The organism is Pseudomonas fluorescens (assembly GCF_902497625.1).
GTDB lineage: Bacteria > Pseudomonadota > Gammaproteobacteria > Pseudomonadales > Pseudomonadaceae > Aquipseudomonas > Aquipseudomonas fluorescens_BQ.
In genome coordinates this window covers 68843-95000 of the sequence record NZ_CABVGX010000022.1, presented here as the reverse complement: position 1 = coordinate 95000, position 26158 = coordinate 68843, and the positions used below count along the sequence as shown (strand labels likewise).

General features: G+C 57.2%; 31 protein-coding genes (1 of these 31 only partly in view). 20 read left to right on the top strand and 11 right to left on the bottom strand.

Annotated elements, in window-relative coordinates; translation table 11 throughout:
- Nucleotides 1–297 carry the 5' portion of a CaiB/BaiF CoA transferase family protein gene (locus F8N12_RS15255; protein WP_150581177.1) on the bottom strand. 924 nt of this gene lie to the left of the window's left edge, so only the first 297 of its 1221 coding nucleotides appear in the window; it begins with the start codon at nt 295–297; its stop codon lies beyond the left edge, outside the window.
- Between the two features lie 12 nt (nt 298–309).
- Complete coding sequence (locus F8N12_RS15250; protein WP_150581176.1) at nt 310–1491, bottom strand: acyl-CoA dehydrogenase; 1182 nt, start codon at nt 1489–1491, stop codon at nt 310–312.
- A gap of 157 nt (nt 1492–1648) precedes the next feature.
- On the opposite strand from F8N12_RS15250, the gene F8N12_RS15245 reads away from it, so the two are divergent.
- From F8N12_RS15245 to F8N12_RS15200, 10 genes are all read left to right on the top strand, one after another.
- A complete protein-coding gene (locus F8N12_RS15245; RefSeq protein ID WP_150581175.1) occupies nt 1649–2548 on the top strand; it encodes a LysR family transcriptional regulator in 900 nt (299 codons plus the stop codon).
- A gap of 432 nt (nt 2549–2980) precedes the next feature.
- On the top strand, nt 2981–4102 hold the full coding sequence (locus F8N12_RS15240) for a Re/Si-specific NAD(P)(+) transhydrogenase subunit alpha (protein WP_150581174.1): 1122 nt from the start codon (nt 2981–2983) through the stop codon (nt 4100–4102).
- Nucleotides 4103–4117: 15 nt separating this feature from the next.
- Nucleotides 4118–4438 carry an NAD(P) transhydrogenase subunit alpha gene (locus tag F8N12_RS15235; protein ID WP_003187417.1) on the top strand — a complete coding sequence of 107 codons (321 nt, stop codon included), beginning with the start codon at nt 4118–4120 and terminating at the stop codon, nt 4436–4438.
- Nucleotides 4438–5886, top strand: a complete 1449-nt coding sequence (locus F8N12_RS15230) for an NAD(P)(+) transhydrogenase (Re/Si-specific) subunit beta (RefSeq protein WP_150581173.1) — start codon at nt 4438–4440, stop codon at nt 5884–5886. The genes F8N12_RS15235 and F8N12_RS15230 overlap by 1 nt, the downstream gene beginning before the upstream one ends.
- A 187-nt stretch (nt 5887–6073) precedes the next feature.
- Complete coding sequence (locus tag F8N12_RS15225) at nt 6074–7567, top strand: acetyl-CoA hydrolase/transferase family protein (RefSeq protein ID WP_150581172.1); 1494 nt, start codon at nt 6074–6076, stop codon at nt 7565–7567.
- 319 nt (nt 7568–7886) lie between these two features.
- Nucleotides 7887–8102: a DUF1127 domain-containing protein gene (locus F8N12_RS15220; protein WP_150581171.1), complete on the top strand. Its 216-nt coding sequence runs from the start codon at nt 7887–7889 to the stop codon at nt 8100–8102.
- A gap of 311 nt (nt 8103–8413) precedes the next feature.
- Entirely contained in the window at nt 8414–8731 is a 318-nt protein-coding gene (locus tag F8N12_RS15215; RefSeq protein ID WP_150581170.1) for a DUF2388 domain-containing protein, read from the top strand.
- A 103-nt stretch (nt 8732–8834) separates the two neighbouring features.
- Nucleotides 8835–9149 carry a DUF2388 domain-containing protein gene (locus F8N12_RS15210; protein WP_150581169.1) on the top strand — a complete coding sequence of 105 codons (315 nt, stop codon included), beginning with the start codon at nt 8835–8837 and terminating at the stop codon, nt 9147–9149.
- A gap of 27 nt (nt 9150–9176) precedes the next feature.
- Nucleotides 9177–9497, top strand: coding sequence for a DUF2388 domain-containing protein (locus F8N12_RS15205; RefSeq protein ID WP_150581168.1), 321 nt, complete (start codon nt 9177–9179; stop codon nt 9495–9497).
- Complete coding sequence (locus F8N12_RS15200) at nt 9494–11455, top strand: DUF4105 domain-containing protein (RefSeq protein ID WP_150581167.1); 1962 nt, start codon at nt 9494–9496, stop codon at nt 11453–11455. Before F8N12_RS15205 ends, F8N12_RS15200 begins: the two co-directional genes overlap by 4 nt.
- Before the next feature lie 69 nt (nt 11456–11524).
- Here the strand turns inward: F8N12_RS15200 and trpA are convergent, their stop codons facing one another.
- Both trpA and trpB read right to left on the bottom strand, forming a co-directional pair.
- Nucleotides 11525–12346 (bottom strand): tryptophan synthase subunit alpha, encoded by an 822-nt coding sequence (gene trpA / locus F8N12_RS15195; protein ID WP_150581166.1) that lies wholly within the window; start codon nt 12344–12346, stop codon nt 11525–11527.
- Complete coding sequence (trpB, locus tag F8N12_RS15190) at nt 12346–13581, bottom strand: tryptophan synthase subunit beta (protein WP_150581165.1); 1236 nt, start codon at nt 13579–13581, stop codon at nt 12346–12348. Before trpB ends, trpA begins: the two co-directional genes overlap by 1 nt.
- Nucleotides 13582–13692: 111 nt before the next feature.
- On the opposite strand from trpB, the gene F8N12_RS15185 reads away from it, so the two are divergent.
- Complete coding sequence (locus F8N12_RS15185; RefSeq protein ID WP_150581164.1) at nt 13693–14580, top strand: LysR family transcriptional regulator; 888 nt, start codon at nt 13693–13695, stop codon at nt 14578–14580.
- Between the two features lie 2 nt (nt 14581–14582).
- Here F8N12_RS15185 and F8N12_RS15180 read toward each other — a convergent pair whose 3' ends face one another.
- The gene (locus F8N12_RS15180) at nt 14583–14909 is read right to left on the bottom strand and encodes a DUF883 family protein (protein ID WP_028619847.1); all 327 of its coding nucleotides are present in this window, start codon (nt 14907–14909) and stop codon (nt 14583–14585) included.
- Between the two features lie 155 nt (nt 14910–15064).
- Between F8N12_RS15180 and F8N12_RS15175 the strand changes: the two genes are divergently transcribed.
- Both F8N12_RS15175 and F8N12_RS15170 read left to right on the top strand, forming a co-directional pair.
- Complete coding sequence (locus F8N12_RS15175) at nt 15065–15280, top strand: dodecin (RefSeq protein ID WP_150581163.1); 216 nt, start codon at nt 15065–15067, stop codon at nt 15278–15280.
- Nucleotides 15281–15402: 122 nt separating this feature from the next.
- The gene (locus F8N12_RS15170) at nt 15403–15624 is read left to right on the top strand and encodes a DUF1161 domain-containing protein (protein ID WP_150581162.1); all 222 of its coding nucleotides are present in this window, start codon (nt 15403–15405) and stop codon (nt 15622–15624) included.
- Nucleotides 15625–15685: 61 nt separating this feature from the next.
- Here F8N12_RS15170 and F8N12_RS15165 read toward each other — a convergent pair whose 3' ends face one another.
- Nucleotides 15686–16687, bottom strand: coding sequence for an LLM class flavin-dependent oxidoreductase (locus tag F8N12_RS15165; protein ID WP_150581161.1), 1002 nt, complete (start codon nt 16685–16687; stop codon nt 15686–15688).
- Between the two features lie 241 nt (nt 16688–16928).
- Between F8N12_RS15165 and F8N12_RS15160 the strand changes: the two genes are divergently transcribed.
- Both F8N12_RS15160 and F8N12_RS15155 read left to right on the top strand, forming a co-directional pair.
- Entirely contained in the window at nt 16929–17360 is a 432-nt protein-coding gene (locus tag F8N12_RS15160) for an OsmC family protein (protein WP_150581160.1), read from the top strand.
- A gap of 146 nt (nt 17361–17506) precedes the next feature.
- Nucleotides 17507–17746, top strand: coding sequence for a DUF1161 domain-containing protein (locus F8N12_RS15155; RefSeq protein WP_150581159.1), 240 nt, complete (start codon nt 17507–17509; stop codon nt 17744–17746).
- A gap of 6 nt (nt 17747–17752) precedes the next feature.
- Here the strand turns inward: F8N12_RS15155 and F8N12_RS15150 are convergent, their stop codons facing one another.
- Together F8N12_RS15150 and F8N12_RS15145 are read right to left on the bottom strand one after the other, a co-directional pair.
- Complete coding sequence (locus F8N12_RS15150) at nt 17753–18175, bottom strand: hypothetical protein (RefSeq protein WP_150581158.1); 423 nt, start codon at nt 18173–18175, stop codon at nt 17753–17755.
- 40 nt (nt 18176–18215) lie between these two features.
- Nucleotides 18216–18638 carry a hypothetical protein gene (locus tag F8N12_RS15145; RefSeq protein ID WP_150581157.1) on the bottom strand — a complete coding sequence of 141 codons (423 nt, stop codon included), beginning with the start codon at nt 18636–18638 and terminating at the stop codon, nt 18216–18218.
- Nucleotides 18639–18698: 60 nt separating this feature from the next.
- Between F8N12_RS15145 and F8N12_RS15140 the strand changes: the two genes are divergently transcribed.
- Nucleotides 18699–19781 (top strand): aminopeptidase, encoded by a 1083-nt coding sequence (locus F8N12_RS15140; protein ID WP_150581156.1) that lies wholly within the window; start codon nt 18699–18701, stop codon nt 19779–19781.
- A gap of 29 nt (nt 19782–19810) precedes the next feature.
- Here the strand turns inward: F8N12_RS15140 and F8N12_RS15135 are convergent, their stop codons facing one another.
- Nucleotides 19811–20461 (bottom strand): HAD family hydrolase, encoded by a 651-nt coding sequence (locus F8N12_RS15135; RefSeq protein ID WP_150581155.1) that lies wholly within the window; start codon nt 20459–20461, stop codon nt 19811–19813.
- A gap of 28 nt (nt 20462–20489) precedes the next feature.
- Nucleotides 20490–21035, bottom strand: coding sequence for a gamma carbonic anhydrase family protein (locus F8N12_RS15130; RefSeq protein ID WP_150581154.1), 546 nt, complete (start codon nt 21033–21035; stop codon nt 20490–20492).
- Nucleotides 21036–21124: 89 nt separating this feature from the next.
- Here F8N12_RS15130 and prlC point away from each other — a divergent pair, with 89 nt between their 5' ends.
- The 4 genes from prlC (at nt 21125) to F8N12_RS15115 (ending at nt 25588) form a co-directional block, all read left to right on the top strand.
- Complete coding sequence (gene prlC / locus F8N12_RS15125) at nt 21125–23176, top strand: oligopeptidase A (protein WP_150581153.1); 2052 nt, start codon at nt 21125–21127, stop codon at nt 23174–23176.
- Nucleotides 23173–23451 carry a YheV family putative zinc ribbon protein gene (locus F8N12_RS15120; protein WP_150581152.1) on the top strand — a complete coding sequence of 93 codons (279 nt, stop codon included), beginning with the start codon at nt 23173–23175 and terminating at the stop codon, nt 23449–23451. Before prlC ends, F8N12_RS15120 begins: the two co-directional genes overlap by 4 nt.
- Nucleotides 23452–23561: 110 nt before the next feature.
- On the top strand, nt 23562–24074 hold the full coding sequence (locus F8N12_RS27900; protein WP_224787708.1) for a hypothetical protein: 513 nt from the start codon (nt 23562–23564) through the stop codon (nt 24072–24074).
- A gap of 131 nt (nt 24075–24205) precedes the next feature.
- Nucleotides 24206–25588, top strand: a complete 1383-nt coding sequence (locus F8N12_RS15115; RefSeq protein WP_224787707.1) for a M3 family metallopeptidase — start codon at nt 24206–24208, stop codon at nt 25586–25588.
- 82 nt (nt 25589–25670) lie between these two features.
- Here the strand turns inward: F8N12_RS15115 and F8N12_RS15110 are convergent, their stop codons facing one another.
- The gene (locus tag F8N12_RS15110; protein ID WP_150581151.1) at nt 25671–25976 is read right to left on the bottom strand and encodes a hypothetical protein; all 306 of its coding nucleotides are present in this window, start codon (nt 25974–25976) and stop codon (nt 25671–25673) included.
- Nucleotides 25977–26158: the final 182 nt, after the last annotated feature.

Below are 26158 nucleotides of genomic sequence, written 5' to 3'. Positions count from 1 at the left end.
CAGAATGTCTGACTTGGCCGCCAGCTCGCGCACCAGCGCCTGCCCCTCCGGGCGAGTGAAATCGATGGTCACCGATTGCTTGTTGCGATTGGCTGACAGGTAGTAGGCGGCCTCGCTGGTGTTCTCGCCGTAGGCGTCTTTCAGAAACGGAGGCCCCCAGGCGCGCGTGTCATCGCCATTGCCCGGACGCTCGACCTTGATTACCTCAGCGCCAAGGTCCGCCAGTATCTGCCCGGACCAAGGTCCGGCGAGTACTCGCGACAAATCCAGTACTCGCAAATGAGAAAGCGCGCCCATGCCGTTCTCCTATTAATAGAACGCCTGAAGGCCGGTCTGCGCGCGACCAAGGATCAACGCGTGCACGTCGTGAGTCCCCTCATAAGTGTTGACCACTTCCAGGTTGACCAAGTGGCGGGCCACGCCGAATTCATCGGAGATACCGTTCCCACCCAACATGTCACGCGCCATCCGAGCGATATCCAGCGACTTGCCGCAGGAGTTGCGCTTCATCATCGATGTGATCTCGACGGCTGCCGTACCTTCATCCTTCATGCGACCCAGACGCAGGCAACCTTGCAGCGCCAAGGTGATCTCGGTCTGCATGTCGGCAAGTTTTTTCTGGATCAGCTGGGTAGCGGCCAGTGGTCGACCGAACTGCTTGCGATCGAGCGTGTACTGGCGAGCGGTGTGCCAGCAGAATTCGGCGGCGCCGAGTGCACCCCAGGATATGCCATAGCGCGCCGAGTTCAGGCAGGTGAACGGTCCTTTCAAGCCGCGAACATCAGGGAAGATGTTTTCTTCCGGGACAAAAACGTTGTCCATGACGATTTCACCGGTAATGGATGCGCGCAGCCCCACTTTGCCGTGGATCGCCGGGGCGCTCAGGCCTTTCCAGCCTTTTTCCAGAACAAACCCACGGATGTCGCCCGCGTCGTCCTTGCCCCAGACCACGAACACATCGGCGATCGGGCTGTTGGTGATCCACATTTTGCTGCCGGTCAGGCTGTAGCCGCCTTCCACCTTGCGCGCACGTGTAATCATCGCACCCGGGTCGGAACCGTGGTCAGGCTCTGTCAAGCCAAAGCAGCCAATCCATTCGCCGCTCGCCAGTTTCGGCAGATATTTCTGCTTCTGCGCTTCGGTACCAAACTCGTTGATTGGCACCATCACCAACGAGGATTGCACACTCATCATTGAGCGATAGCCCGAATCGACGCGCTCCACTTCACGGGCAATGAGCCCGTAGCTGACGTAGTTCAGACCACTGCCGCCGTACTGCTCCGGGATAGTGGCGCCCAGCAGGCCCACTTCGCCCATCTCGCGAAAGATCGCCGGATCAGTCTTCTCATGGCGGAAAGCTTCGAGAACGCGCGGCGCAAGCTTTTGCTGAGCGAATTGCTCGGCAGTGTCGCGGATCATGCGTTCTTCTTCGGTGAGCTGTTGATCCAGCAGCAGGGGATCGATCCAGTTGAAGCTAGCTTTACCGCCCATGAGTGTGTCCTCTCGAATCGGGTCAAATAACGTGGACTGATCCTAGGCGCCGTTCGGCGTGTGCGCAAACGAGGATTTTGCATACTGTTGTGCTAATTTCTCACTCCGTAACGTCGTTAAACCTGTTTTTGGCAATGTATTAGTGAGGTTGAAGTACATGCGCAGAAAGATACCCAGTACTACGGCGCTGATCAGTTTTGAAGCCGCGGCACGCAACGAAAGCTTTACCAAGGCAGCCTTAGAGCTATCTCTCACACAGGGAGCCATTTGCCGACAGATTGCCAGTCTCGAAGAATTCCTGGGCGTGGAGCTATTCCGACGTTCGCGACGCGGCGTGAAGTTGACGGAAGCCGGGCTCTCCTACAGCCGCAGGGTTGCGACCCAACTGGATGCCGTTGAGCGGGATACGCTGTCGGTCATGGGCCAACAGGGTGCCAACGTAATTGAACTGGCGGTGGTGCCGACCTTCGGCACTCAATGGTTGCTGCCACGACTGAAGGATTTTCAGCAAAAGCATCCAGAAGTGACGGTCAACTTAACCAACAGGACCCGCCCCTTCCTGTTTGCCGACACCGATTTTGACGCCGCAATCTACTTCGGCGATGCGGACTGGTCAGGTACCGAATCCCACAGGCTGATGGGTGAAAATCCCATGCCCGTATGCAGCCCAGCACTGCTTGCCGAGAAAACAAGTCTCAGTGCCGCTGAAATCGCCGAATTGCCGCTGCTTCAACAGACCACCCGCCCTTATGCCTGGCGTCAGTGGTTCAACTCGCAACACCTCAATATTCCCCGAGACATGACAGGCCCGCGCTACGAGCTATTCTCCATGCTTGCCCAAGCGGCCATGCATGACATGGGCATTGCGCTGATCCCGCCGTTTCTGATTCAGCGCGAGCTGGAGGAGAAGCGCCTGGTGATCGCCAATCCTTTAGCGCTCGCCAGTATCAAGGCTTACTACTTAATGATTCCGGAGCGAAAAGTCGAATCTGCATCATTGAAGGCTTTTCGCGATTGGCTGGTGAGTCAGGCCCACAGCTACAGCCTGCATGAATAAAGGCTTGCGGCGTTAGCTGACCCCGTAGTCAATAATCTCAGAGCCCTACAGATATAAGTATTTGTCGCATACCGCAAACTGTATTGAAATAAGGCACAAACGTCCCACAAGCGGCTTAAGACGTGGCTTTCAGCCTCTATCGCAGAGCAATAACCTTGCATTCATGATGCCGATATGAAATTTGTTGAATTTCCATTGAAATCGTTGCAGAGCACGGCCTGCAAGGCATTGAGCCGTGCGGTTGCGACATTCGGTCACGGGGTGACTTGTAGTTAATTTTCCGTCACCCGTCATAATCCCTTGAAGGGCACAAAGTTCGCCTGCAAAATGCCGCGCCCCGCCCTGATTCGCGGGATCGTGCTGATCGGCCGCCCCAGCCGCACCATCCGCAGTGCCTGGGTTTACTCAACAAGATCACGCAGGAGATTTGACGTGCACATTGGTGTTCCTCTCGAAACCCAAACGGGTGAAACGCGGGTTGCTGCAACCCCGGAAACCATCAAGAAGCTGATCGGCCAAGGTCATAGGGTTACCGTTCAAAGCGGCGCTGGCGTTAGCGCCAGTGTCGTCGACAGTGCCTATGAAGCGGCAGGCGCGACAATTGGCAGCGCCAACGATGCGTTTGGTGCCGAGCTGATTCTCAAGGTGGTCGCTCCCAGCGACAGCGAGCTGGCGCTGATAAAGAGCGGCACCGTAGTGGTTGGCATGCTTAACCCGTTCAGCAATGAAACGATTTGCAAACTGGCTGAGTGCGGGATTACCGCTTTCGCACTGGAGGCCGCGCCGCGTACGTCTCGCGCGCAGAGTCTGGATGTGTTGTCGTCTCAAGCGAACATCGCCGGCTACAAGGCTGTACTGCTCGCCGCGCACCATTATCCTCGCTTCATGCCAATGCTCATGACGGCTGCGGGCACCGTGAAGGCGGCGCGGGTTTTGATCCTGGGCGCTGGCGTGGCCGGTCTGCAAGCCATTGCTACAGCCAAACGGCTGGGCGCAGTGATCGAGGCGTCCGATGTGCGACCTGCGGTTAAAGAGCAGATCGAATCCCTAGGCGCCAAATTCGTCGACGTGCCGTATGAGACCGAAGAAGAGCGCGAATGCGCCGTCGGTGTTGGCGGTTACGCGCGGCCAATGCCAGCGAGCTGGATGCAGCGCCAGGCCCAGGCCGTACACGAGCGTGCCAAACAGGCTGACATCGTCATCACCACCGCACTGATTCCGGGCCGCAAGGCGCCGACTTTGTTGAGCGCCGAAACCGTGGCGCAGATGAAGCCGGGTTCCGTGGTCATCGACCTTGCGGCTGCGCAAGGCGGCAACTGCCCGCTGACCGTGGCCGATCAGGTGGTCGTAGAAAATGGCGTGACCATTTGCGGCCCGACCAACCTCGCCGGCGCGGTCGCGGCGGACGCGTCGGCGCTGTACGCGCGCAACCTGCTGGACTTCCTCAAGCTGGTCTTCAATAAAGAAGGCCAATTCGAAGTTAACCTCGAAGACGACATCGTCGCCGCGTGCCTGATGTGCCGCGACGGCCAAGTCATCCGCAAAAACGCCTAAGCAGGGATTCAGACGATGGAAGAGCTTATCTCCCCCGGTATCTACAACCTGATCATCTTCGTGCTGGCGATTTATGTCGGTTATCACGTGGTCTGGAACGTCACACCTGCACTGCACACGCCATTGATGGCCGTGACTAACGCAATCTCGGCGATCGTGATCGTCGGCGCCATGCTGGCAGCAGCGTTAACCGTCACGCCTCTGGGCAAAACCATGGGCACGCTCGCGGTAGCGCTGGCAGCGGTCAACGTGTTTGGTGGCTTCCTGGTCACCCGCAGGATGCTCGAAATGTTCAAGAAAAAAGCCCCGAAAGTGAAAGAAGAGGCGCCAAAGTAATGAGCATGAATCTTGTAACGACGCTCTACTTGATCGCGTCCATCTGCTTCATCCAGGCCCTTAAAGGCCTTTCGCACCCGACCACATCGCGGCGCGGCAACCTGTTCGGCATGCTCGGCATGGGTCTGGCGATTCTGACGACCTTAGGCCTGATCTATAAACTCGCCGCGCTCTCTATGGAGCAAGGCGGTGCAACAGCCGGCATCGGTTACGTTATCGTCGGCTTGCTGGTCGGCGGCACTGCCGGCTCGATCATGGCCAAACGCGTTGAAATGACCAAGATGCCGGAACTGGTCGCCTTCATGCACAGCATGATCGGCCTGGCAGCGGTGTTCATCGCTATCGCTGCTGTGGTTGAGCCGCAATCTCTGGGCATCGTCAAACAGCTGGGCGATGCGATTCCTGCGGGTAACCGTCTGGAGCTGTTTCTCGGCGCAGCTATCGGTGCAATTACCTTCTCCGGTTCGGTGATCGCGTTCGGCAAACTCTCGGGCAAGTACAAGTTTCGCTTGTTCCAGGGCGCACCGGTACAGTTCAGCGGTCAGCACAAACTGAACTTGCTGTTGGGACTGGCAACGCTGGCGTTGGGCATTACCTTCATGTTGACCGGCAGCCTGAGTGCCTTCGCATTGATGTTGGTTCTAGCGTTCGTGATGGGTGTGCTGATCATTATCCCTATCGGCGGCGCGGACATGCCGGTAGTGGTTTCGATGCTCAACAGCTATTCCGGTTGGGCAGCAGCGGGGATCGGCTTCTCGCTGAACAACTCGATGCTGATCATCGCCGGCTCGCTGGTAGGTTCGTCGGGGGCGATCCTCTCCTACATCATGTGCAAGGCGATGAACCGTTCCTTCTTTAATGTACTGCTGGGAGGCTTCGGCAACACCGCCGAGGCCGGTCCTGCAGGAGAGAAGGAAGCTCGCCCGGTCAAATCCGGTTCGGCTGACGATGCAACGTTCCTGCTGACCAATGCCGACACCGTGATCATCGTTCCGGGATACGGTCTGGCGGTAGCACGCGCGCAGCATGCGCTGAAAGAGCTGACGGAAAAACTGACCCATCGCGGTGTGACCGTGAAGTACGCGATCCACCCGGTCGCGGGTCGCATGCCCGGGCACATGAACGTCTTGCTGGCAGAGGCGGAAGTGCCTTATGACCAGGTGTTCGAGATGGAGGACATCAATTCCGAGTTCGGTCAGGCCGACGTGGTATTGGTTCTCGGCGCGAACGATGTGGTCAACCCGGCTGCAAAAAATGATCCGAAATCGCCAATCGCCGGCATGCCGATTCTCGAAGCCTTCAAGGCCAAGACGATCATCGTCAACAAGCGCTCGATGGCCAGCGGTTATGCAGGCCTGGATAACGAGCTGTTTTATCTGGACAAGACCATGATGGTGTTTGGCGACGCCAAGAAAGTCATCGAGGACATGGTCAAAGCTGTCGAATAACCCGTTCGGCTAAACAAACGCCCCGACGCTTCGGGGCGTTTTTGTTTGTGTCTGTTACAGATCCGGTAACGATGTTTTGTCTGAAACCCGCCAAATAGACGCCTCGAATGCGACCTTTGTAGCGGGACGAGCACTCGCTAAATTCACTAGACTGCGGACCTTGCTTTCGACACCCGAGAAACCCTCCATGTACCGTGATCGTATTCGCTTGTCTTCGTTGTTGAACAAAGTGATGAGTGCCGCTGAGGCGGCCGCGCTGATTGAAGACGGCATGACCGTCGGCATGAGTGGTTTCACTCGCGCCGGTGAGGCCAAAGCCGTGCCTCTGGCATTGGCCGAGCGCGCCAGAATCTCCCCGCTGAAAATTACTCTGATGACCGGTGCCAGCCTGGGCAACGACCTCGACAAGCAACTCACCGAAGCGGGCGTGCTGTCGCGACGCATGCCGTTTCAGGTCGATAGCACGCTGCGCAAGGCGATCAATGCCGGCGAGGTGATGTTTATTGACCAGCATCTTTCGGAAACGGTGGAGCAACTACGCAATCAGCAGCTCCAGCTTCCGGACATCGCCGTGATTGAAGCCGTGGCAATCACTGAGCAGGGCCATATCGTGCCGACGACATCGGTGGGCAACTCGGCCAGCTTTGCGATTTTCGCCAGGCAGGTCATTGTCGAGATCAACATGGCGCACAACCCGAATCTCGAAGGCCTGCACGACATCTATATCCCCACCTACCGTCCAACACGCACGCCGATCCCGCTGGTGAAGGTTGATGATCGTATTGGCAGCACCGCGATACCGATTCCGCCGGAAAAGATTGCCGCCATCGTGATCACCCATCAGCCTGACTCGCCGTCGACCGTGTTTCCACCGGACGTTGAGACCCAGGCCATTGCCGACCACCTGATCGAGTTCTTCAAGCAGGAAGTGGCTGCCGGACGCATGACCAACAAGCTCGGCCCGCTGCAGGCCGGCATTGGCACCATCGCCAACTCGGTCATGTGTGGCTTGATCGACTCCCCGTTCGAAGACCTGACGATGTACTCCGAGGTGCTGCAGGACTCGACCTTCGACCTGATCGATGCCGGCAAGCTGAGTTTCGCTTCGGGCAGCTCGATTACCTTGTCGAGCCGTCGCAATGCCGATGTCTTCGGCAATCTGGAGCGCTACAAGGACAAGCTGATTCTGCGCCCGCAGGAGATTTCCAACCACCCGGAAGTGGTACGGCGGCTCGGCATCATCGGCATTAACACGGCGCTGGAATTCGACCTGTACGGTAACGTCAACTCCACTCACGTGTGCGGCACGCGAATGATGAACGGGATTGGCGGCTCGGGCGATTTTGCGCGCAATGCGCACTTGGCGATTTTCGTCACCAAGTCAATTGCCAAGGGCGGAGCCATTTCCAGCGTGGTGCCGATGGTGAGTCACGTTGATCATACCGAACATGATGTAGACATTCTGGTGACCGAGACAGGGCTTGCGGACCTGCGTGGACTGGCGCCCAGGGAGCGGGCTCGGGTGATCATCGATAACTGCGTGCACCCGCAGTACCGTCAGGCGCTGGATGACTACTTCAAAGCCGCCTGTGCGTTGGGTGGGCATACGCCGCATGTCCTGCGCAATGCCCTGGCCTGGCACGTGAATCTGGAAGAAACGGGCAGCATGCTCGCGTCATGACGGGTACAGATAGCGGCTGACGTAATTACATTTAGAACGACACTCAATTGCCAGCCGCTGACCGTTACAAAACTGTACTGCTGTACCGGTCTTTTCCTACGTCCTTTCCCTATGAAATCGACTTTAAAGCACTAAAACGCACCAAATTGGTGCTCATAGGTACAGTTGCCTCAATATCGACCAGTACACTCACCTTTAACAGCTAACTGAACTCTCACAATACAGGTGAACTGTATCTAGTGAGGGTTGCTTAAACAGAGGATCATTGGCATCAGTTAAACCACTACCTAATCCCGCCACAAGCGGAAGGATGTCAATCATGGAACGTACACTCAGTTCCGACCTGTTCTTCGAAAACACTGCAGAAAAAACCCAGGCTTCCATGCCTTTGCGCGTAATCGCCAACCTGATGCTTTGGCAGCGTCGCATCGCCAGCCGCCATCAACTGGCTCGCCTGGACTCTCGCCTGCTGGCTGACGCCGGTATCAGCGAAGCACAACGCTACGAAGAGTTGAGCAAGCCGTTCTGGCGCTGAATCAGCGTCGCTGGCTCTGACCTATCGGGTCCACCGCCAGCACTAATCTAAAAAACAAAGCCCGTCGCAGGTAACCGCGACGGGCTTTGTCGTTTGTGGGCGATGAAATCTCCTAACGGCACAGTTGAAATTATTTAAATATAGACCAGTACAGTTAACATCGCGCCATTGGGGCCGATGCATCAATTAATTACTGACTGGGCGAATCCAGATGCGCAGGCCTAAAATGCACGCAGAAGTAACAAGCGACGTGTAACCGACGTCTGATCCAAAGCCTCACTTCTAATCAGATCAATCATAGGAGTTACACCATGTCCCGTCTTCGCCTGCTCAGCGCTGCAGCCCTGCTTGCCGTGGCTGCCAATTCCAGCGCTACCAGCTTCATTGTTACTACTGACTCGATAGTAGGCGCACTGAAGGCCACCTCAGACGCCACTTCAGACATAACTTCTTCGTTCCGCGATGACAAAATTGTCCGTGCAGCACGCGACGATGCCGCAAGTTTTGTCGCAAGCGAAGGCGTCATTCGCGGCGTGAAGCTGGAAAGTGCTCTGGATCACATCCGTGTCCAGGCTCCGCAATTGAACGCAACGGACTCGCAACTGGCCCAAGCCATCCTCACCTTGTAAACACGTTCCGACGGGGCATGCCCAGCGTGTCCCGATGTTTCGGAACTGGCCCTGGATCGGGCGTTGCGCTAGCCTTGGGGCTCATTTTCTGTCATCGAGTCCCATGCGTTTTTTCCAAAAGCTCCTGTTCATACCGATTCTGACCACCTGCTGGGCGGTATCGGCTCACGCGTATGACGCGTTCAATCTGTCGACTCAAGGCATTGTGGTCACGGGGTACGCCTCCAGCATGGTGACCTCGGCTCCGTTCGATCGTAAGCTGTTGATTGACGCGCAGGATGACGCGGCGGCGTTCATCGCCAGCAACGGCAAACTGCGTGGAGCGCGGCTTGAATCCGCGCTTGATTACCTGCGCACAACCGAGCCAAAACTTCATGCCAGCGACCTTGAACTGGCGCAGGCAATTCTCGTCCAATAGGTATCCTAATTTTTGCGGAGTCGTTCCATGCGTAGCCCTTTGATTGCTGCCGTTCTTGGCTTGCTGTTCATCGCCGATATGGCCCAGGCGCAGACCTTGGTTGCCACCAGTAATATTCTGGTCAATGCCACCCGCCGCACCATCGATTTCACTTCTGATACAACGACTTCCATCCGCGACTCGAAAATCATCCGCGAAGCCCATGATGATGCGGCCAGTTTTGTCGCGAGTGAGGGCGACATTCGTGGCGCTCACCTGGAAGCGGCCTTCAACACTTTGCGCACCCGGGTACCGGAAGCGCGTGACGCCAGTGATCAGGTGCTCGCCGAAGCCATCCTCGCACTGTGAAACCATCGTTAGCCTGGCTGCTGGCCGGGGTTGTGTTGCTGCTTGGCAACACGGCCCAGGCTGGCCTGCAACTCAAGCTCAAGACCGAAGGCTTGACCCCTGCGCAGCAGCAGGCGAGCCAGACACTGCTTGATGAAGCCATGCAGGCGTTGCCACCGCGCTTCATCGAGAAACTCGACCGACGCATCAATGTCGGTTGGACCGACAAGATGCCCAGCAATGCCTACGGTCAGGCATCGTTGGTCTCCGAGCTCGATCTGAACCGGAATCTTCTCGACAGCCTCACGGATGGCAGCGCTGCCACTCAGAAAACCTACCGACCTCATGGCACCGTGCGCCGGGAAATGCTTGCTACGGTCCTCCACGAGCTCACTCACATTTATGACCGCTCGCGGTTGTGGCCGGACGCTGAACGGACGTTGATCCTGCGATGCACGCAACGCAGCAACAGTTCTGGCTTGATCGGCATTCCTGACCAGTGTCGGGGGCAGCCTGATCGACGCTTTACCCTCAGCGACGATCCGCGCCTGCTCGACCTGGCTGGCTGGCCGCAATACGTCGGCCGTCGCGGTGAACGCGAACAGCACAACCGCCAGGTCGCTCGCAGCCCCGACATTTACGAGACCAGCAGTCCCAAAGAATTTGTTGCCGTCAACATGGAGTATTTCCTGCTCGACCCGAGCTATGCCTGCCGCCGTCCAGCGCTGTACCGCTACTACAAAGACCATTTCGGCTGGGCACCTGCCAACGAAGTCACCTGCGGTAAATCCTTCGCCTTTCTTAATGCCGGCAACGATTTCGCCAAGCAACCATTGGGGCAGGTCGATCCTGAGCGCGTCTATGCCGTCGATTACCTGCTCGCCGAGGCCAACCAGAATTGGGTCAGCCGGTGGGGCCACAGCATGTTGCGTCTGGTGATCTGCGCCCCAGGTCGGCCACGCGGTCCGGACTGTCGGCTGGATCTGGATCAGCACCTGGTGCTGTCTTATCGCGCTTTCGTGGGCGATGTGCAGCTGTCGAGTTGGGACGGACTGGTGGGCAAATACCCTTCGCGCCTGTTCGTCTTGCCACTGGCCCAGGTCATTGATGAGTACACCAAGACAGAACTGCGCAGCCTGGCGTCGATCCCTCTGAACTTATCGCGCCGCGAAGTAGAAGACGTGGTGGAACATGCAGCCGAGATGCACTGGAGTTACGATGGCAATTATTTCTTCCTGTCCAATAACTGCGCGGTTGAAGGCCTGAAATTGCTGCGCAGCGGTTCCAACAATGCGCAATTGGTGGGCCTCGATAGCATCATGCCCAATGGCTTGCTGGAAGTGCTCAAAGGCCGTGGGCTGGCCGACACCAGCGTTCTTGACGATCCTCGCGAGGCGCTCCGCCTGGGGTATCGCTTCGACTCATTCCGGGATCGTTATCAAGCGATGTTCGAGGTGCTGAAAAAGCATCTGCCGATCAAGCAGGACAAGGTTGAAGACTGGTTATCCCTCAAGGCCGAAGAGCGCCGGCCGTGGATCGATCAGGCCGACTTGCGCACCAGCGCAGCGTTGTTGCTGCTTGAACAAGCCAGTTTTCGCCAGCAAATGGTGTTGGCGCAGGATGAGGTGAAACAACGCTACCTCGGCGCCCGGGAGCTGAAGAACGGCGGTATGGACAAGGCCAACGCGACCTTGCAACAAATCCTCGCCAACAGTGGTTTCCTCAGCCGCCCTGCTGAGTTGCTGGGCACAGGCGGCTATGGATTACCGCAACCGAGCGAATGGCAGCGGCTGGAATCGGAAAGCAGTCTGCGTCAGAAACAGCTTCAGGCGCTGACCGGCGATCTCGACAAAGAAGTAAGGGCTTTGCTTGAGCCAAGCCGTGCAGCGGAAATGGCCGCCAACGAAGCCAACCTGAAACAGGTTGGCGAGCATTTGCGCAAATTGCACAAGGCTGCGGGCGGGCTGGAACTGCCCTGAAAAACAAAAGATCGTCTAGACACTGCCGCAGACCGGGGCGGAGTCCAGACGATCTCCTTTGACTCGCAATTACGCCGCAGCACTTACCCTGGCGTTGCGCACACCCTCGGCCAATGCCGCACAATGACTCAATACCCCATCAATGGCCTGCTCCGGGGTATCGGCTGTTGCGATGTGGTCAATCAATGCCGAACCCACCACGACGCCATCTGCCAGACGCGCGATCGCTGCGGCTTGCTCCGGCGTACGAATGCCAAAACCGATGCTGATCGGCAGATCGGTATGGCGACGCAAACGCGCGACGGCTTCTTCCACGTGCTCCAGCGTCGCCGCGCCCGCACCGGTTACACCGGCGACCGACACGTAATAGACGAAACCAGAGCTGCCATTCAATACGGTCGGCAGACGCACATCATCAGTCGTCGGTGTAGTCAGGCGAATAAAGTCCATCCCGGCCGCTTGTGCTGGCTCGCACAACTCGCCGTTATGCTCAGGCGGCAGGTCGACAACGATCAGGCCATCAACGCCGGCCTGCTTGGCGTCGGCAATGAAACGCGCTACGCCATACATGTGAATCGGATTGAAGTAACCCATCAGCACCAGCGGCGTTTCGCTGTTGCCTTCGCGGAACTCACGAACCATTTGCAGGGTTTTCGCCAGGTTTTGCTTGGCGGCCAAGGCGCGGATGTTAGCCAACTGGATCGCCGGGCCGTCGGCCATCGGATCGGTGAAGGGCATGCCCAACTCGATCACATCAGCGCCAGCGCCAGGCAAGCCTTTAAGGATTGCCAGAGAAGTGTCATAGCTTGGGTCACCAGCAGTGACGAATGTCACCAGGGCGGCGCGATTTTGTTCTTGGAGTTCGGCAAAACGCGTTTGCAGGCGGCTCATCAGTGTTTCTCCTGCTGGGAGCGCTCTTGTTGAGTCTGCTCCATGTGGTGCATGACGGTCTGCATGTCTTTGTCGCCGCGGCCGGACAGGTTGATCACCATCAAGTGCTCCTTTGGCAGATTCGGCGCACGCTTGAACACTTCAGCCAAGGCATGGGCGCTTTCAAGTGCAGGAATGATCCCTTCAAGACGGCAGCATTTGTGAAACGCATCGAGGGCTTCGTCGTCAGTTACCGAGGTGTATTGAACGCGACCGATGTCATGCAACCAGGCGTGTTCCGGGCCGATGCCCGGGTAGTCGAGGCCAGCGGAAATGGAGTGAGCGTCGATGATCTGGCCATCGTCGTCCTGCAGCAGGAACGTGCGATTGCCGTGCAGCACACCCGGTACGCCGCCATTCAGGCTGGCGGCATGCTTGCCGGTTTCAATGCCGTGACCGGCAGCTTCAACACCGATGATCTCGACACTTTTATCGTCGAGAAACGGATGGAATAAGCCCATGGCGTTGGACCCGCCACCAATGCACGCGACCAGACTGTCCGGCAGTCGACCTTCCTGAGCTTGCAACTGGTCACGGGTTTCTTTGCCGATCACCGCCTGGAAGTCGCGGACCATGGCTGGATACGGATGCGGACCCGCGACGGTACCGATCAGGTAAAAAGTGCTGTCGACATTGGTGACCCAGTCCCGCAGTGCTTCGTTCATCGCATCTTTCAGCGTGCCGGTACCGGCAACAACAGGAATCACCTCAGCGCCCAGCAGCTTCATACGGAACACGTTGGCCTGTTGGCGCTCGATGTCCGTGGTGCCCATGTAGATCACGCAGTCCAGACCAAAACGTGCGGCCACGGTGGCGGTTGCCACGCCGTGCATGCCGGCACCGGTCTCGGCAATGATGCGTTTTTTGCCCATGCGCCGCGCCAGCAGAATCTGGCCGATGCAGTTATTGATCTTGTGCGCGCCGGTGTGATTGAGCTCTTCACGCTTGAGATAAATTTTCGCGCCGCCGCAGAACTCGGTCAGACGTTCGGCAAAGTACAGCGGGCTTGGACGTCCGACGTAGTCGCGCTGGAAGTAGGCCAATTCCTCCTTGAACGCCGGATCTTCCTTGGCCGCTTCGTATTCGCGGGCCAACTCAAGGATCAACGGCATCAGGGTTTCGGCGACGTAGCGGCCGCCGAAATCGCCAAACAGGCCATTAACGTCGGGGCCGCTGCGCAGATTGGTCTGGGTCATGAGTCGCTCCAGTTGAATGCGTGAGATAACAATGATTCAACTCTACCGCTGACGCCTTAAGCTGAAAACCGATAAGATTGCCACAACCTGTTAGGAAAACTCACATATCTCATGAGCCACGACCTTCCTCCGCTGAACGCTCTTCGCGCCTTCGAGGCTGCCGCTCGCTTGAACAGCGTCAGTCAGGCTGCCGAACAGCTGCACGTCACTCACGGCGCGGTTAGCCGACAAGTGAAAGTGCTTGAGGAGCACCTCGGTGTAAGCCTGTTCGTAAAGGATGGACGTGGCATTAAACTCACAGATGCAGGCGCTCGCTTACGAGACGCCAGCACTGAAGCGTTCGAGCGACTGCGCACCGTGTGTGCCGAACTCACGCAAAGCACTGCTGATGCACCGTTCGTCCTCGGTTGCTCGGGAAGTCTGTTGGCCCGCTGGTTCATTCCACGGCTGGGTCAACTGAATGCAGAGTTGCCGGACCTGCGCCTGCACCTGTCCGCCGGCGAAGGCGATCTCGACCCGCGCCGCCCAGGATTGGACGCGCTATTGGTATTTGCCGAACCGCCCTGGCCAGCGGATATGCAAGTCTACGAACTGACCAGCGAGCGCATTGGCCCGGTCATGAGCCCGCGTTGTTCCGCTTATGAGTCGCTGAAAGAAGCGCCACCCAGTGCGCTGCTGGAAGAGCCGTTGTTGCACACCACCTCGCGCCCACAGGCGTGGCCAAGTTGGGCACGGCAAAGCAACCTCGACGCCAATGCACTGAAGTACGGCCAGAGTTTTGAGCATTTGTATTATCTGCTGGAAGCAGCGGTGGCGGGGCTTGGTGTAGCGATAGCGCCTGAACCGTTAGTGGCTGAGGACTTGAAAGCCGGTCGCCTGGTTGCGCCTTGGGGCTTCAGTGAAACCCCGGCGCAACTGGCGTTGTGGCTACCCAAGCGCGCCGCAGACGGGCGCGCCAGGCAATTGGCGCAATGGTTGAAAAATGAGCTGCGCCAATAAGATCAGTTACCGCGCTTGCACAGCAAATAAGCCGCCAGCAAACCGACCGCGCCAACTGCGACGCCGGCTGTAGTCCAAGGATGCTCCTGAGCGTAGTCCCGCGTCGCAATCCCGGTTTCGCGGGTTTTGACTTTGACTTCTTCGTACGCATCGCTGAGCAGGTGGCGCGAGTGCTTCAGCGCATTCTCAGCGTTGGTTTTCAAAACTTTAAGGGTTTTACGCGACTCGTCGGAAGCGTCGTCCTTCAGGTTTTCCAAAGACTTCAGCAAACTCTCGATCTCGGCTTCCATGCTTTGCAATGAGGCTTTACGTAAAGAAGTGTTGGCCATGGTGGCTCTCCTGCATTGGTGATGAGTGGCGTGTGTTGGTTGGGACTGCGGTGGTTCGAGAAAGTGCAGTAAATCTGAACTTTCATATCGGAATAACCCACAGAAGAAATAGGAAAAATCACTGCTAGGCTGTATTCAAACCCGAGGAGAACGCTATGACCGATCACCACACCTACAAGAAAGTCGAACTTGTCGGCTCGTCCGTGAACAGCATCGAAGAAGCAATCAACAACGCGCTGGCGGAAGCCAACAAGACCATCAAGAATCTGGAATGGTTCGAGGTCACCGAAACCCGTGGGCACATCGAAAACGGCAAGGCTGCCCACTTCCAGGTGACGCTCAAGGTGGGATTCCGTATTGCCAGCAGCTGAGTTTGAGCTAGTCTTCTGAACTTGCGCGCTGGCCGAATGCCATAGGGAATGGCAAAGCGCTACATGAATACATCCGGCGGATCGCCGGATGTCCCTAATGATCCGACCAGGGAATGCAACCGATGAAGAATTTTGTTTTGGCGATAGGTTTGTTGAGCCTTGCCGGTACAGCGTTGGCTGACGGCAAGCCGTGTGAAGAATTGAAAGCCGAGATTGCCGCTAAACTCGATGCCAAGGGCGTTTCAGGCTACTCACTTGAAATCGTGGATAAAGGCGCTGCTGCCGGTGCACAAGTGGTTGGCAGCTGCGAAGGCGGGACCAAGGAAATCGTCTACAAACGCTAGGCTGACGGCCAGGTGGATTAAAAAGGCCGACGCAGGACGCCGGCTTTTTTATGCCCGCAAATTAGCCTTTCATCGCCTGCGCCAGCAACTCATACGAACGTACCCGATCAGCGTGCTCGTATAGATCGCTGGTAAAAATCAGCTCGTCGGCTTGGGTCTGCTCGACAAGAACGCCCAGTTTCGCGCGGATTTTTTCCGGGCTGCCAACCATCGCCAGGCCGAGGAAATCGCCCACCGCTTCTTTCTCGTGCGGCAACCACAAGCCGTCCATGGTTTTTACCGGCGGGCGCTGGACCAGGCTCTGCCCGCGCATGAGCGCAAGAATCCGCTGGTAGACCGACGTCGCCAGGTAGTCAGCCTGCTCATCGGTGTCGGCCGCCACGAGCGGAACACCGAGCATGACGTAGGGTTTGTCCAACACCGCTGAAGGCTTGAAGTGATTGCGATAGACGCGAATGGCTTCATGCATGAAACGCGGTGCGAAATGGGAAGCGAAAGCGTAGGGCAAACCGCGCTGACCGGCCAGTTGTGCACTGAACAGGCTTGAACCCAGCAACCAGACCGGCACGTTCGTATTGGTACCCGGCATGGCGATGACGCGCTGGTCGGGGGTTCGCGGGCCGAGGTAACGCATCAACTCCGCAACGTCTTCCGGAAAATCGTCAGCGCTGCCCGAACGCTCACGGCGCAGAGCGCGGGCCGTCATCTGATCGGAACCGGGCGCGCGGCCCAAGCCCAGGTCGATCCGGCCCGGGTACAGACTTTCGAGCGTACCGAACTGCTCGGCAATCACCAGCGGCGCATGGTTAGGCAACATCACGCCGCCCGAGCCAACGCGAATGGTCGAGGTGCCACCAGCCAGGTAACCGAGCAACACTGAGGTAGCCGAACTGGCGATACCGTCCATGTTGTGGTGCTCGGCCACCCAGAAGCGGTTGTAGCCGAACTTTTCTACGCGCTGCGCCAAGTCCAACGAATTGCGCAAGGACTCGGCCGGGCTGCCATTTTCGCGCACGGGTACTAAATCAAGGGCTGAGAATTTGATATCGGATAGATGTTGCATAAGCCTGGTTCTCCAATTTGAAGACGCAGGTTTTTCTTGTAACCGAAAACCTGCCGAATCCATAAGCGTGTTCCATGCAATGAGGGCATATACCCGAGATTCAATAGCCGAGGCGAAATTTCCTACGAAATTATAGGACTAATCAGATCCAGTGAACTTTGCACCACCGTGTATCCTCACAATCATAGAACCGACAATCATCAGGGTGCGACTCTTCGCGCCTGAACTCGAGGAGGCAGACATGGCTATTACCAAGAAAGCATCGGCGCATTGGGAAGGTGACCTGAAAACCGGCATCGGTTCCATTTCAACCGAAACCGGTGTCCTCAGAGAAGCGCCCTACGGCTTCAAAGCGCGGTTCGAAGGCGGCAAAGGGACCAACCCTGAGGAGCTGATTGGCGCCGCGCACGCAGGCTGTTTCTCGATGGCATTTTCCATGATTCTGGGCGACGCCGGCCTGACGGCCGAGAGCATCGACACCGACGCTGAAGTGACACTGGACCAGGTCGAAGGTGGCTTCGCAATCACTGCGGTGAAGCTGATTCTCAAAGCGAAGATTCCAGGTGCCAGCCAGGCGCAATTTGAAGAGCTGAGCAACAAGGCCAAAGAAGGTTGCCCGGTTTCCAAAGTGTTGAATGCAAAAATCAGCCTCGATGCAACGCTGATCAGCTGATCACATAACCGCAATGCACGATCGCAGCCTTCGACAGGCTGCGATTTTTTTGTCCTGAAACAAAACCCCATTGGCGTCGCTGTGGTCCAATAACTGACAGCAGCTGAAGCGCACTTTCGTGCGTGCTGCATCAAGGAGCTTCAACCATGAAACGTTTTGCCCTGGCGGTTCTCTGCAGTGCGCTGGCAACGTCGGCTCTCGCGGCGCCGAAAGATTGTGAAGAACTCAAGAAAGAGATTGAAGTGAATATTCAGGCGAAAGCGGTACCCTCCTACACGTTGGAAATCGTTTCCAAGGAAGAGGCTGAGAAACATGATGTTGCCATGGTCGTGGGCAGCTGCGAGAACGGTACCAAAGGCATCATCTATCAAAGAAACGACGACTGATCGGATTCAGGTGATGCAGTAGGCCTGCCGATCTTCTGCCACAACTTCACGCTTGGCGTTATACAAGCGGGCACTCGGGGTGAACGATATTGATCGGGCTTCCAGCACGTAGCGCTGCCCTGCTTCGAAATTGTCGTAGCTGATGGTCAAGTAACACAACCGGTCACGGGGGCTGCTCATCCCGCTCAACCCGCCGCCGCCGGGTACTTCGAAGTCGAAGCGAACGATCAGCTCATGACTGCCGGGCGAGACCTGGAAGTAACGCCCGTCGCTCATCCGTTGATTGTCCAGGCGTTCTGCCATCAGCAATTTATCGTTGGGAAAGGGCGTTGAGAAATCGACCCATGCCATCTGCGGATTAACCGGCGGGAGCGGACTGGCACAACCGGCGATCAGAATGACGACCATTAACAACATCGACCTGCGCATGATAAATGTCCTGATGTTTAGTCATTCAGCATAGCGCTGTTCAAGTACGTTGGCAGCCAGCCGGCGTGCCTTGGCCAATCACCTTTCGCTGTTGATCATAGAGCTTTGCCCACGGCCGAAAGCCGATGTTACCCGCTTGCAGTTGGTACTTCTGCCCGGCGTTGAAATCGTTGAATTTCACGTTCAATTGGCAATCGCGCCACAGTGGCTGGGCGTCAGGTCCAATGTTGGTCGGCTGCACCGGGAATTGGTAGCGAACGGTCAACTCGTGGCTGCCGGGCTGCACTTCGAAATAGCGCTTGTCAGTAGAGGCTTTGTCGTCGACCTCCACAGCCTGCAGCGCGGTGTCTTCCTGCTGCGGATGCAGGTCGATCCAGGCTTGTGCCGGGTCTTGTTCAGGCAAGCCAAAACCAGCGCAGCCGGTCAGCATCAATAAGCCGCTCGTCAGTATCATCTTACGCATAGCGGAGCTCCAGTCAGGCGGGATAGTCTTGCGAGCAGACCTTCCAGGGATGATTTTATTTTGATCAGGCCGCTTCCAAGCCTTGGGTTACTTGATCGCGTTTTGCGCATTTTGTTTCCGGGCATGATGTTTTTGTTGCTCAGTGGGTGCACCAGCGTCAGCTATTACAGCCAATTGGCCAGTGGTCAGTTGCAGTTGCTGAACGCTCGTGTGCCGGTCGCAGAAGTGATCGCCGACCCTTCGCGCGGTGAGAAACTGCGCAACCATCTGGCTCAATCGCAAAAAGCCAGGACGTTTGTCAGCCAGCATCTGCATCTTCCGGACAACCAGAGTTACCGGCTGTACGCCGACATCGGTCGGCCTTACGTGGTCTGGAATGTCTTCGCCACGGCCGAGTTTTCCCTGGCTGCGCAGAACCATTGTTTTCCCATCGCCGGCTGCGTCGCTTATCGCGGTTACTACAAACAAGGCGCGGCTCGAGGCGCAGCGGCTTTGATGCAGTTGCAAGGTATGGACGTGTCGGTTGGCGGCGTCGAGGCTTATTCGACGCTCGGCTGGTTCAATGATCCGATCATGAGTTCGATGATGGGCTGGGGAGACGAACGGTTGGCAACCTTGATCTTTCATGAACTGGCGCACCAGCGCCTCTATGTGACGGACGACACCGAGTTCAATGAATCTTTCGCCACGTTTGTCGAGCAGGAAGGTACGCGGCAGTGGAGAGCGAGTCGCGGCCTGCCGCCCGAGAACAACGCCCGCGCGCAGCAACGAGAACAGTTTATTCAGCTGGTCCTGGATACCCGTTCGCGGCTTGAGCGGTTGTATGCCCAGCCACTGGCCGCCGAGGAAATGCGCGAGCGTAAAGCCACTGAGTTTGAACGACTACGCACCGGGTACAGGCAGTTGCGCGACAGCCGATGGGCCGGAGACAAACGTTATGACGCGTGGATTTACGGGCCAATGAACAATGCCCGGTTGCTGCCATTTGGTTTGTACGATCAATGGGTGCCGGCGTTCGCGGCATTGTTTGGTCAAGCAGGCGGCGACTGGGTGAGGTTTTATGCGGCAGCTGAGAAGCTCGCGGCGTTGCCGGTTGTGGAGCGCAAAGCAGCGCTGAAGGTGTTGGCAGAGGCGGGGATTTGAGGTAAGCCAGGCTTGCCTGCGAAACATTTTTAACCCCGCAAAAACGCCCGATGCATCTCATCCAGCGTCTCGAAATGATACGTCGGCCCTTCCGCGCTCAGCTCTTCCCGGCTGCCAAAGCCGTAACCCACCGCAGCGGCATGCAGCCCATTGCTGCGGGCGCCGATCAGGTCATGTTTGCGGTCGCCGATCATGAGCGTGTTGGCCGGGTCCAGATTTTCTTCAGCTATCAAGTGCGCGATCAGCTCGACTTTATTGGTCCGGGTGCCATCCAGTTCGCTGCCGTAAATCACTGTGAAGTGTTTGGCGAAGTCGAAGTGGCGGGCGATTTCCCTGGCAAACACCCATGGCTTGGACGTAGCGATATACAGCTTTCGCCCCTGGCCACCGAGGGTTTCCAACAACGGCGTGACGCCATCGAACACGCGATTTTCATAAAGCCCGGTGACTTTAAAACGCTCGCGGTAGAAATTTACCGCTTGCCAGGCCTTGGCTTCGTCGAAGTCATAGAACTGCATGAACGCCTGCAACAACGGCGGGCCGATGAAGTGTTCCAGTCGGGTCAGGTCCGGCTCATCGATCCCCAGCTTACTCAGGGCAAACTGGATCGAGCGGGTGATGCCTTCACGCGGGTCCGTCAGCGTGCCATCGAGATCGAACAATATCGTTTGGTAATGCATGAAAATTCCTGGCCAGTAGCGGGATGATTCAATCTTTGTCGTAGCCTTCGGCCAGATGCAGATCCTTGAGCTTCACGTAATTCGCCGCGCTGTAGGTGAAAAAGGCTTTTTCCTTGTCGGTCAGCGGGCGGATCTGTTTGACCGGACTGCCGACATAGAGAAAACCGCTGTCCAGACGCTTGCCGGGCGGCACCAGACTGCCGGCACCGATGATGACATCGTCGGCGACCACCGCGCCGTCCATGACAATGCTGCCCATACCGATCAACACCCGACTGCCAACGCTGCAACCGTGCAGCATGACTTTGTGCGCGATGGTTACGTCATCGCCGATCAGGCACGCGAAACCATCGGGGTTGAACGGGCCGGCATGAGTAATGTGCAGCACGCAGCCGTCCTGCACGCTGGTGCGGGCACCGATGCGGATGCGGTGCATGTCGCCACGGATCACCGTCAGCGGCCAGACCGAGCTGTCTTCGCCAATTTCGACGTCGCCGATTACCACCGCCGAGCTATCGACAAAAGCGCCTTTGCCAAGGCGCGGCGAGTGATTCTGATACTTGCGAAGGGTCACGATAGGCTCTCTCTCTTTTGCTGATAGCTGCGGTGAGCGTCGATTGTAATTAAGATGGGCGCATGTTTCTTCCAGCCAAGGTGCCAAACGTGAGCGTGAACAACCCTCTTTTGCAGTCCTACGACCTGCCGCCGTTCTCGACGATCCGGGCCGAACACGTGCAACCGGCCATTGAACAGATCCTGGCTGACAACCGCGCTGCCATTATCGAAATCCTCAAGACCCAGGGCAAACAACCGACCTGGGCCGGCCTGGTGCTGGCGATGGACGAGCTCAATGACCGCTTGGGCACAGCCTGGAGCCCGGTCAGTCATTTGAATGCCGTGTGCAACAGTGCCGAATTGCGTGAAGCCTACGAGTCGTGCCTGCCAGCCCTTAGCGCCTATTCGACCGAGATGGGCCAGAACCGCGAGCTCTTCCAGGCCTTCGAAGCCTTGGCAAACAGCCCGGAAGCCGCAGGTTTCGACGTGGCGCAGAAAACCATTCTGGAGCACTCGCTGCGTGACTTCCGTTTGTCCGGCATCGACTTACCGCCTGCCGAGCAACAGCGCTACGCCGAGGTGCAAAGCAAATTGTCCGAACTGGGCAGTCGCTTCTCCAACCAGCTGCTCGACGCCACGCAAGCCTGGACCAAACACGTTACCGATGAAACTGTCCTCACCGGCCTGACCGATTCGGCCAAGGCGCAGATGGCTGCAGCAGCACAAGCCAAAGGCCTCGACGGCTTTCTCATTACCCTGGAATTCCCGAGTTACTACGCGGTGATGACCTACGCACAGGACCGCTCCCTGCGTGAGGAAGTGTACGCGGCCTACTGCACCCGCGCCTCGGATCAAGGCCCGAATGCCGGTCAGAACGACAACGGCCCCGTCATGGAAGAAATCCTCGACCTGCGTCAGGAGCTGGCAAAACTGCTGGGCTTTGCGAGTTTCTCGGAGCTGAGCCTGGCCACCAAAATGGCTGAATCCAGCGATCAGGTGCTGACTTTCCTGCGCGATCTGGCCAAGCGCAGCAAACCTTTCGCCGCTCAAGACCTGACACAGCTGAAAGCGTACGCTGCAGAACAAGGCTGCCCGGATTTGCAAAGCTGGGACAGCGGCTTTTACGGGGAGAAGCTGCGCGAGCAGCGCTACAGCGTTGCACAGGAAGCCCTGCGTGCTTACTTCCCGATCGATAAAGTGCTGAGCGGCCTGTTCGCCATCGTCCAGCGCCTGTACGGCATCGAGATCGCGGAACAAAAAGGCTTCGACACCTGGCACCCGGATGTTCGCCTGTTCGAAATCAAGGAAAACGGCCAACACGTCGGCCGCTTCTTTTTCGACCTCTACGCCCGCGCCAACAAACGCAGCGGTGCCTGGATGGACGGCGCCCGTGACCGTCGCCGTACCGCTGAAGGCGTGCTGCAAAGCCCGGTGGCCAATCTGGTGTGCAACTTCACCCCGGCCGACAGCGGCAAACCTGCGCTGCTGACGCACGATGAGGTGACCACTCTGTTCCACGAATTTGGCCACGGCCTGCACCACTTGCTGACCCGGGTCGATCACGCCGGCGTCTCCGGCATCAATGGCGTGGCGTGGGATGCGGTCGAACTGCCGAGCCAGTTCATGGAAAACTGGTGCTGGGAGCCGGAAGGCCTGGCGCTGATTTCCGGCCACTACGAAACCGGCGAAGCGCTGCCGCAGGATCTGTTGGAAAAAATGCTCGCGGCGAAGAACTTCCAATCCGGCCTGATGATGGTGCGCCAGCTGGAATTCTCGTTATTCGACTTTGAACTGCACGCCACCCACGGCGACGGCCGAAGCCCGCTGCAAGTACTCGAAGGCGTGCGCGACGAAGTCTCAGTGATGCGTCCGCCAGCCTATAACCGCTTCCCTAACAGCTTCGCGCACATTTTTGCCGGTGGTTACGCGGCAGGCTATTACAGTTATAAATGGGCTGAAGTTCTGTCGGCCGACGCCTTTTCCAGATTTGAAGAGGATGGCGTGCTCAACGCTGAAACCGGCCGAGCGTTCCGTGAAGCAATCCTCGCACGCGGTGGCTCCCAAGAGCCGATGGTGCTGTTCGTCGACTTCCGTGGCCGTGCGCCATCGATTGACGCACTCTTGCGTCATAGCGGCCTGAGTGAGGACGCCGCAGCATGAGTGAGGTGCCTGTGATCACTAAAAAACGCTTCATCGCCGGGGCTGTTTGCCCGGCATGCAACGAGCCGGACAAATTGCGGATGTGGAACGAAGATGATGTTCCGCACCGTGAATGTGTGGCCTGCGGTTATGCCGACACGCTGAATGAACAAGGGCTGTCGGTGCCGAAGGAATTGGGCACCCGGGTCAATACATCTGCATTGAAAGCTGCGGATACCAAAGTACAGGCCGTGCAGTTTTTTCCCAATCCCAAGCTGAAGAAAAAGCCTGAATGAACACTACCGGCCCTCACGCCGAACAGCGTGAGAGGCGGTAATTATCTACCACCTTGCTTTGCGCTTCCTGAGTAGGCTGACCCGTTCAGACCTCACTCAAGGAAGACGCCATGACTACATCCAACCCACTGCTGCAGACCTGGACACTGCCGCCCTGGACCGCCATCCGCACCGAGCATTTGGTGCCGGCCATCGAAACAATCATTTCGGAAAACCGTCAGGCGCTTGCCGACATCATTACCAGCCAGTACGCCTTCCCGACATGGGATGACCTGGTGATCGCAGTCGATGAAACCGACGCGCGCCTGTCTGAAACCCTGGCCATCATCGAAACGCTCAATCTGGTGAAGCAGGATGACGCTTGGCACGTGGCAATTGCCGGAGCCCGCGAGGCTGCATCGGCTTACAACGCGGAGAAAATGAGCAACAAATTGCTCTACCAACGCTATCAGCAGCTGGTGGAGAGCCCGATTGCAGAAAATTTCGATGAGTCACGCACAGCGGTCTTAAGCAAAATTCTGCGCAGCTATCGTCTGTCGGGCATCGAGCTGGATGTCGAGCGTCAACAGCAACTGATGCGGATCAATCAGGACATCAGTGCGCTGGAGAGAGCCTGTTCCTAAATCAGCTGCAAAGCGCCTCGGCAGCCTGGACCAAGCATATCGAGGATGAGTCGGCACTAGCCGGACTTTCCAGTGCGATCAAGGCCCAGCTGGCATCAAACGCCCAACAGGCCGGGATCGAAGGCTGGCTGATGCAGCTGGACCAGAATACCTTTCAGCACGTGCTGGTCCACGCCGAAAACCGGGCGCTTCGCGAACAGTTTTTTGTCGCCTATGCCACCCGCGCCTCAGACCAAGGCCCCCTTGCCGGAGAATTCGATAACGGTCCTGTGCTCGAGTTGCTGCTGGCTGAGCGCCAACGCAAGGCTGAACTGCTCGGCTACGAAAATTTCGCGCAACTGGCATTGGTGAAAAAAATGGCGCGATCGCCCGCTCACGTCAGCGGGTTTCTGCGTCAACAGATCGCGCAATCGACCCGGCAATTCGACAGCGATGCCAAAGCGCTCGAAACCTTTGCCCTGACGCAGGGCATCACCGATGTCCAGCCATGGGACCGAGAATTTCTCGCCAGAAAGTTGCGTCAGAAGCTGCACGGTGACGCCCTGAAAAACCTGAAATCCTGGTTCCCGCTCGATGGGACGTTGCATCGTCTGTGCCTGTTCAGCGAACGCATGTTCGGCATCCGGATTGTGGAGCAGAAAGAATTCAGCCGTTGGCATGTCAGCGTCCGTTTGTTTGAGGTCAGAGAATACGACCGGGTGATCGGGCACATCTACCTCGACCCTTTTCACCGAACCGAAAGTACCGACTTCGCCTGGACGGCCACACCGCGTAATCGCCGCCGGGACGCCGAGGGCCTGGTCACCTTGCCGATCGCCATTCTGTACGGCAACTTCACGCCGGGCACGGGCGATCAGCCATGCCTCCTGGTGCATCAGGATCTACGGGTACTTTTTCACGAATTTGGTCACTGTCTGCAGCATGTTTTGACGCGCTCCCCTCATCACACGCTGTCCGGTGTTTCGCAATGGGGGCGTGACAGCGCCGAATTCGCCGGGCAACTGTTCGAGCTCTGGTGCCTTTCACCTGAGTTCCTGTCATGGCTCGCTGCCAACTACCAAACCGGAGCGCGCTTGGGTGAAGAGCGGGTCGGCCGCGTCCTGGCTGCTGTCCGCACCCAGACCAGTTGGCAAACCGCAGAGCTGTTGATGAGCGCGCTCTTCGACTTTGAATTGCATCGATGCCACGGCGATGGCCGTACCGTGCAGCAAGTGTTCGATGACATTCAAAAAGAGATCCCGCACCTGCAACTGCCGAGCTACTGCCGGTTCGCCAACAGCTTCGACTACATGGTGACGGGTTATGAGGCGTCGGTTTACGCCTATAAGTGGTCAGGGGTATTGGCAACTGAGGCCTTCAAACGTTTTCAACGGGACGGTGTATTCCATGTGGCAACGGGTAAGGCCTTTCGAGAGGCCGTCTTTACACCGGGTGATGCGCGCTCTCTGCTAACTTCGCTTGAAGTGTTCCTTGAACGTTCGATTGACCAGGATGTTTTCCCACGCCTTGATTAATTGAACGCGTGTAAATGCCGCGCCTTACTTTGGCATTAACCAAGTACACCTGAATGATGATCCATTCAGGGGTACTTATGAATCAAGGATTCACAATGCTGGAGTAAGCTTTTGCCAGCGCCAGCAGTTTTACCTTGTCGTCATTGTCGATATCACCATCTCCATCAACATCGCTATTGATCGATTTGATACTGAAAGAACGCCCGCCATCATTGGATACCGCATCAACGTAAACCGAGTCCACGAGAACATCCGTTACTGCGCCGGCCTCTGCGTCCCAGCCCGATTCCTTACGGCCCAGCTGCATAGATACGCGCGCCTCCCGCGTATTGGTAATAGTTGGGGCCAACAGCTGCATGAAGATACCGCGCTGATTTAAAAACGACATGATTAAATTCCATTTAAAAATAAGTAATTAGTATTAGGTAGTGCCGAACGGATACTACTAAGGCTTAATCACCACGCGCTATTCGTTATATGTTTCCCGGCATTGCTTTAAGTTACGCCAGGCTTAAGTACTGGCAGCAGGCGCCGAATGGTACTCGCCAATTTGGCGCCCCTCGGATACTG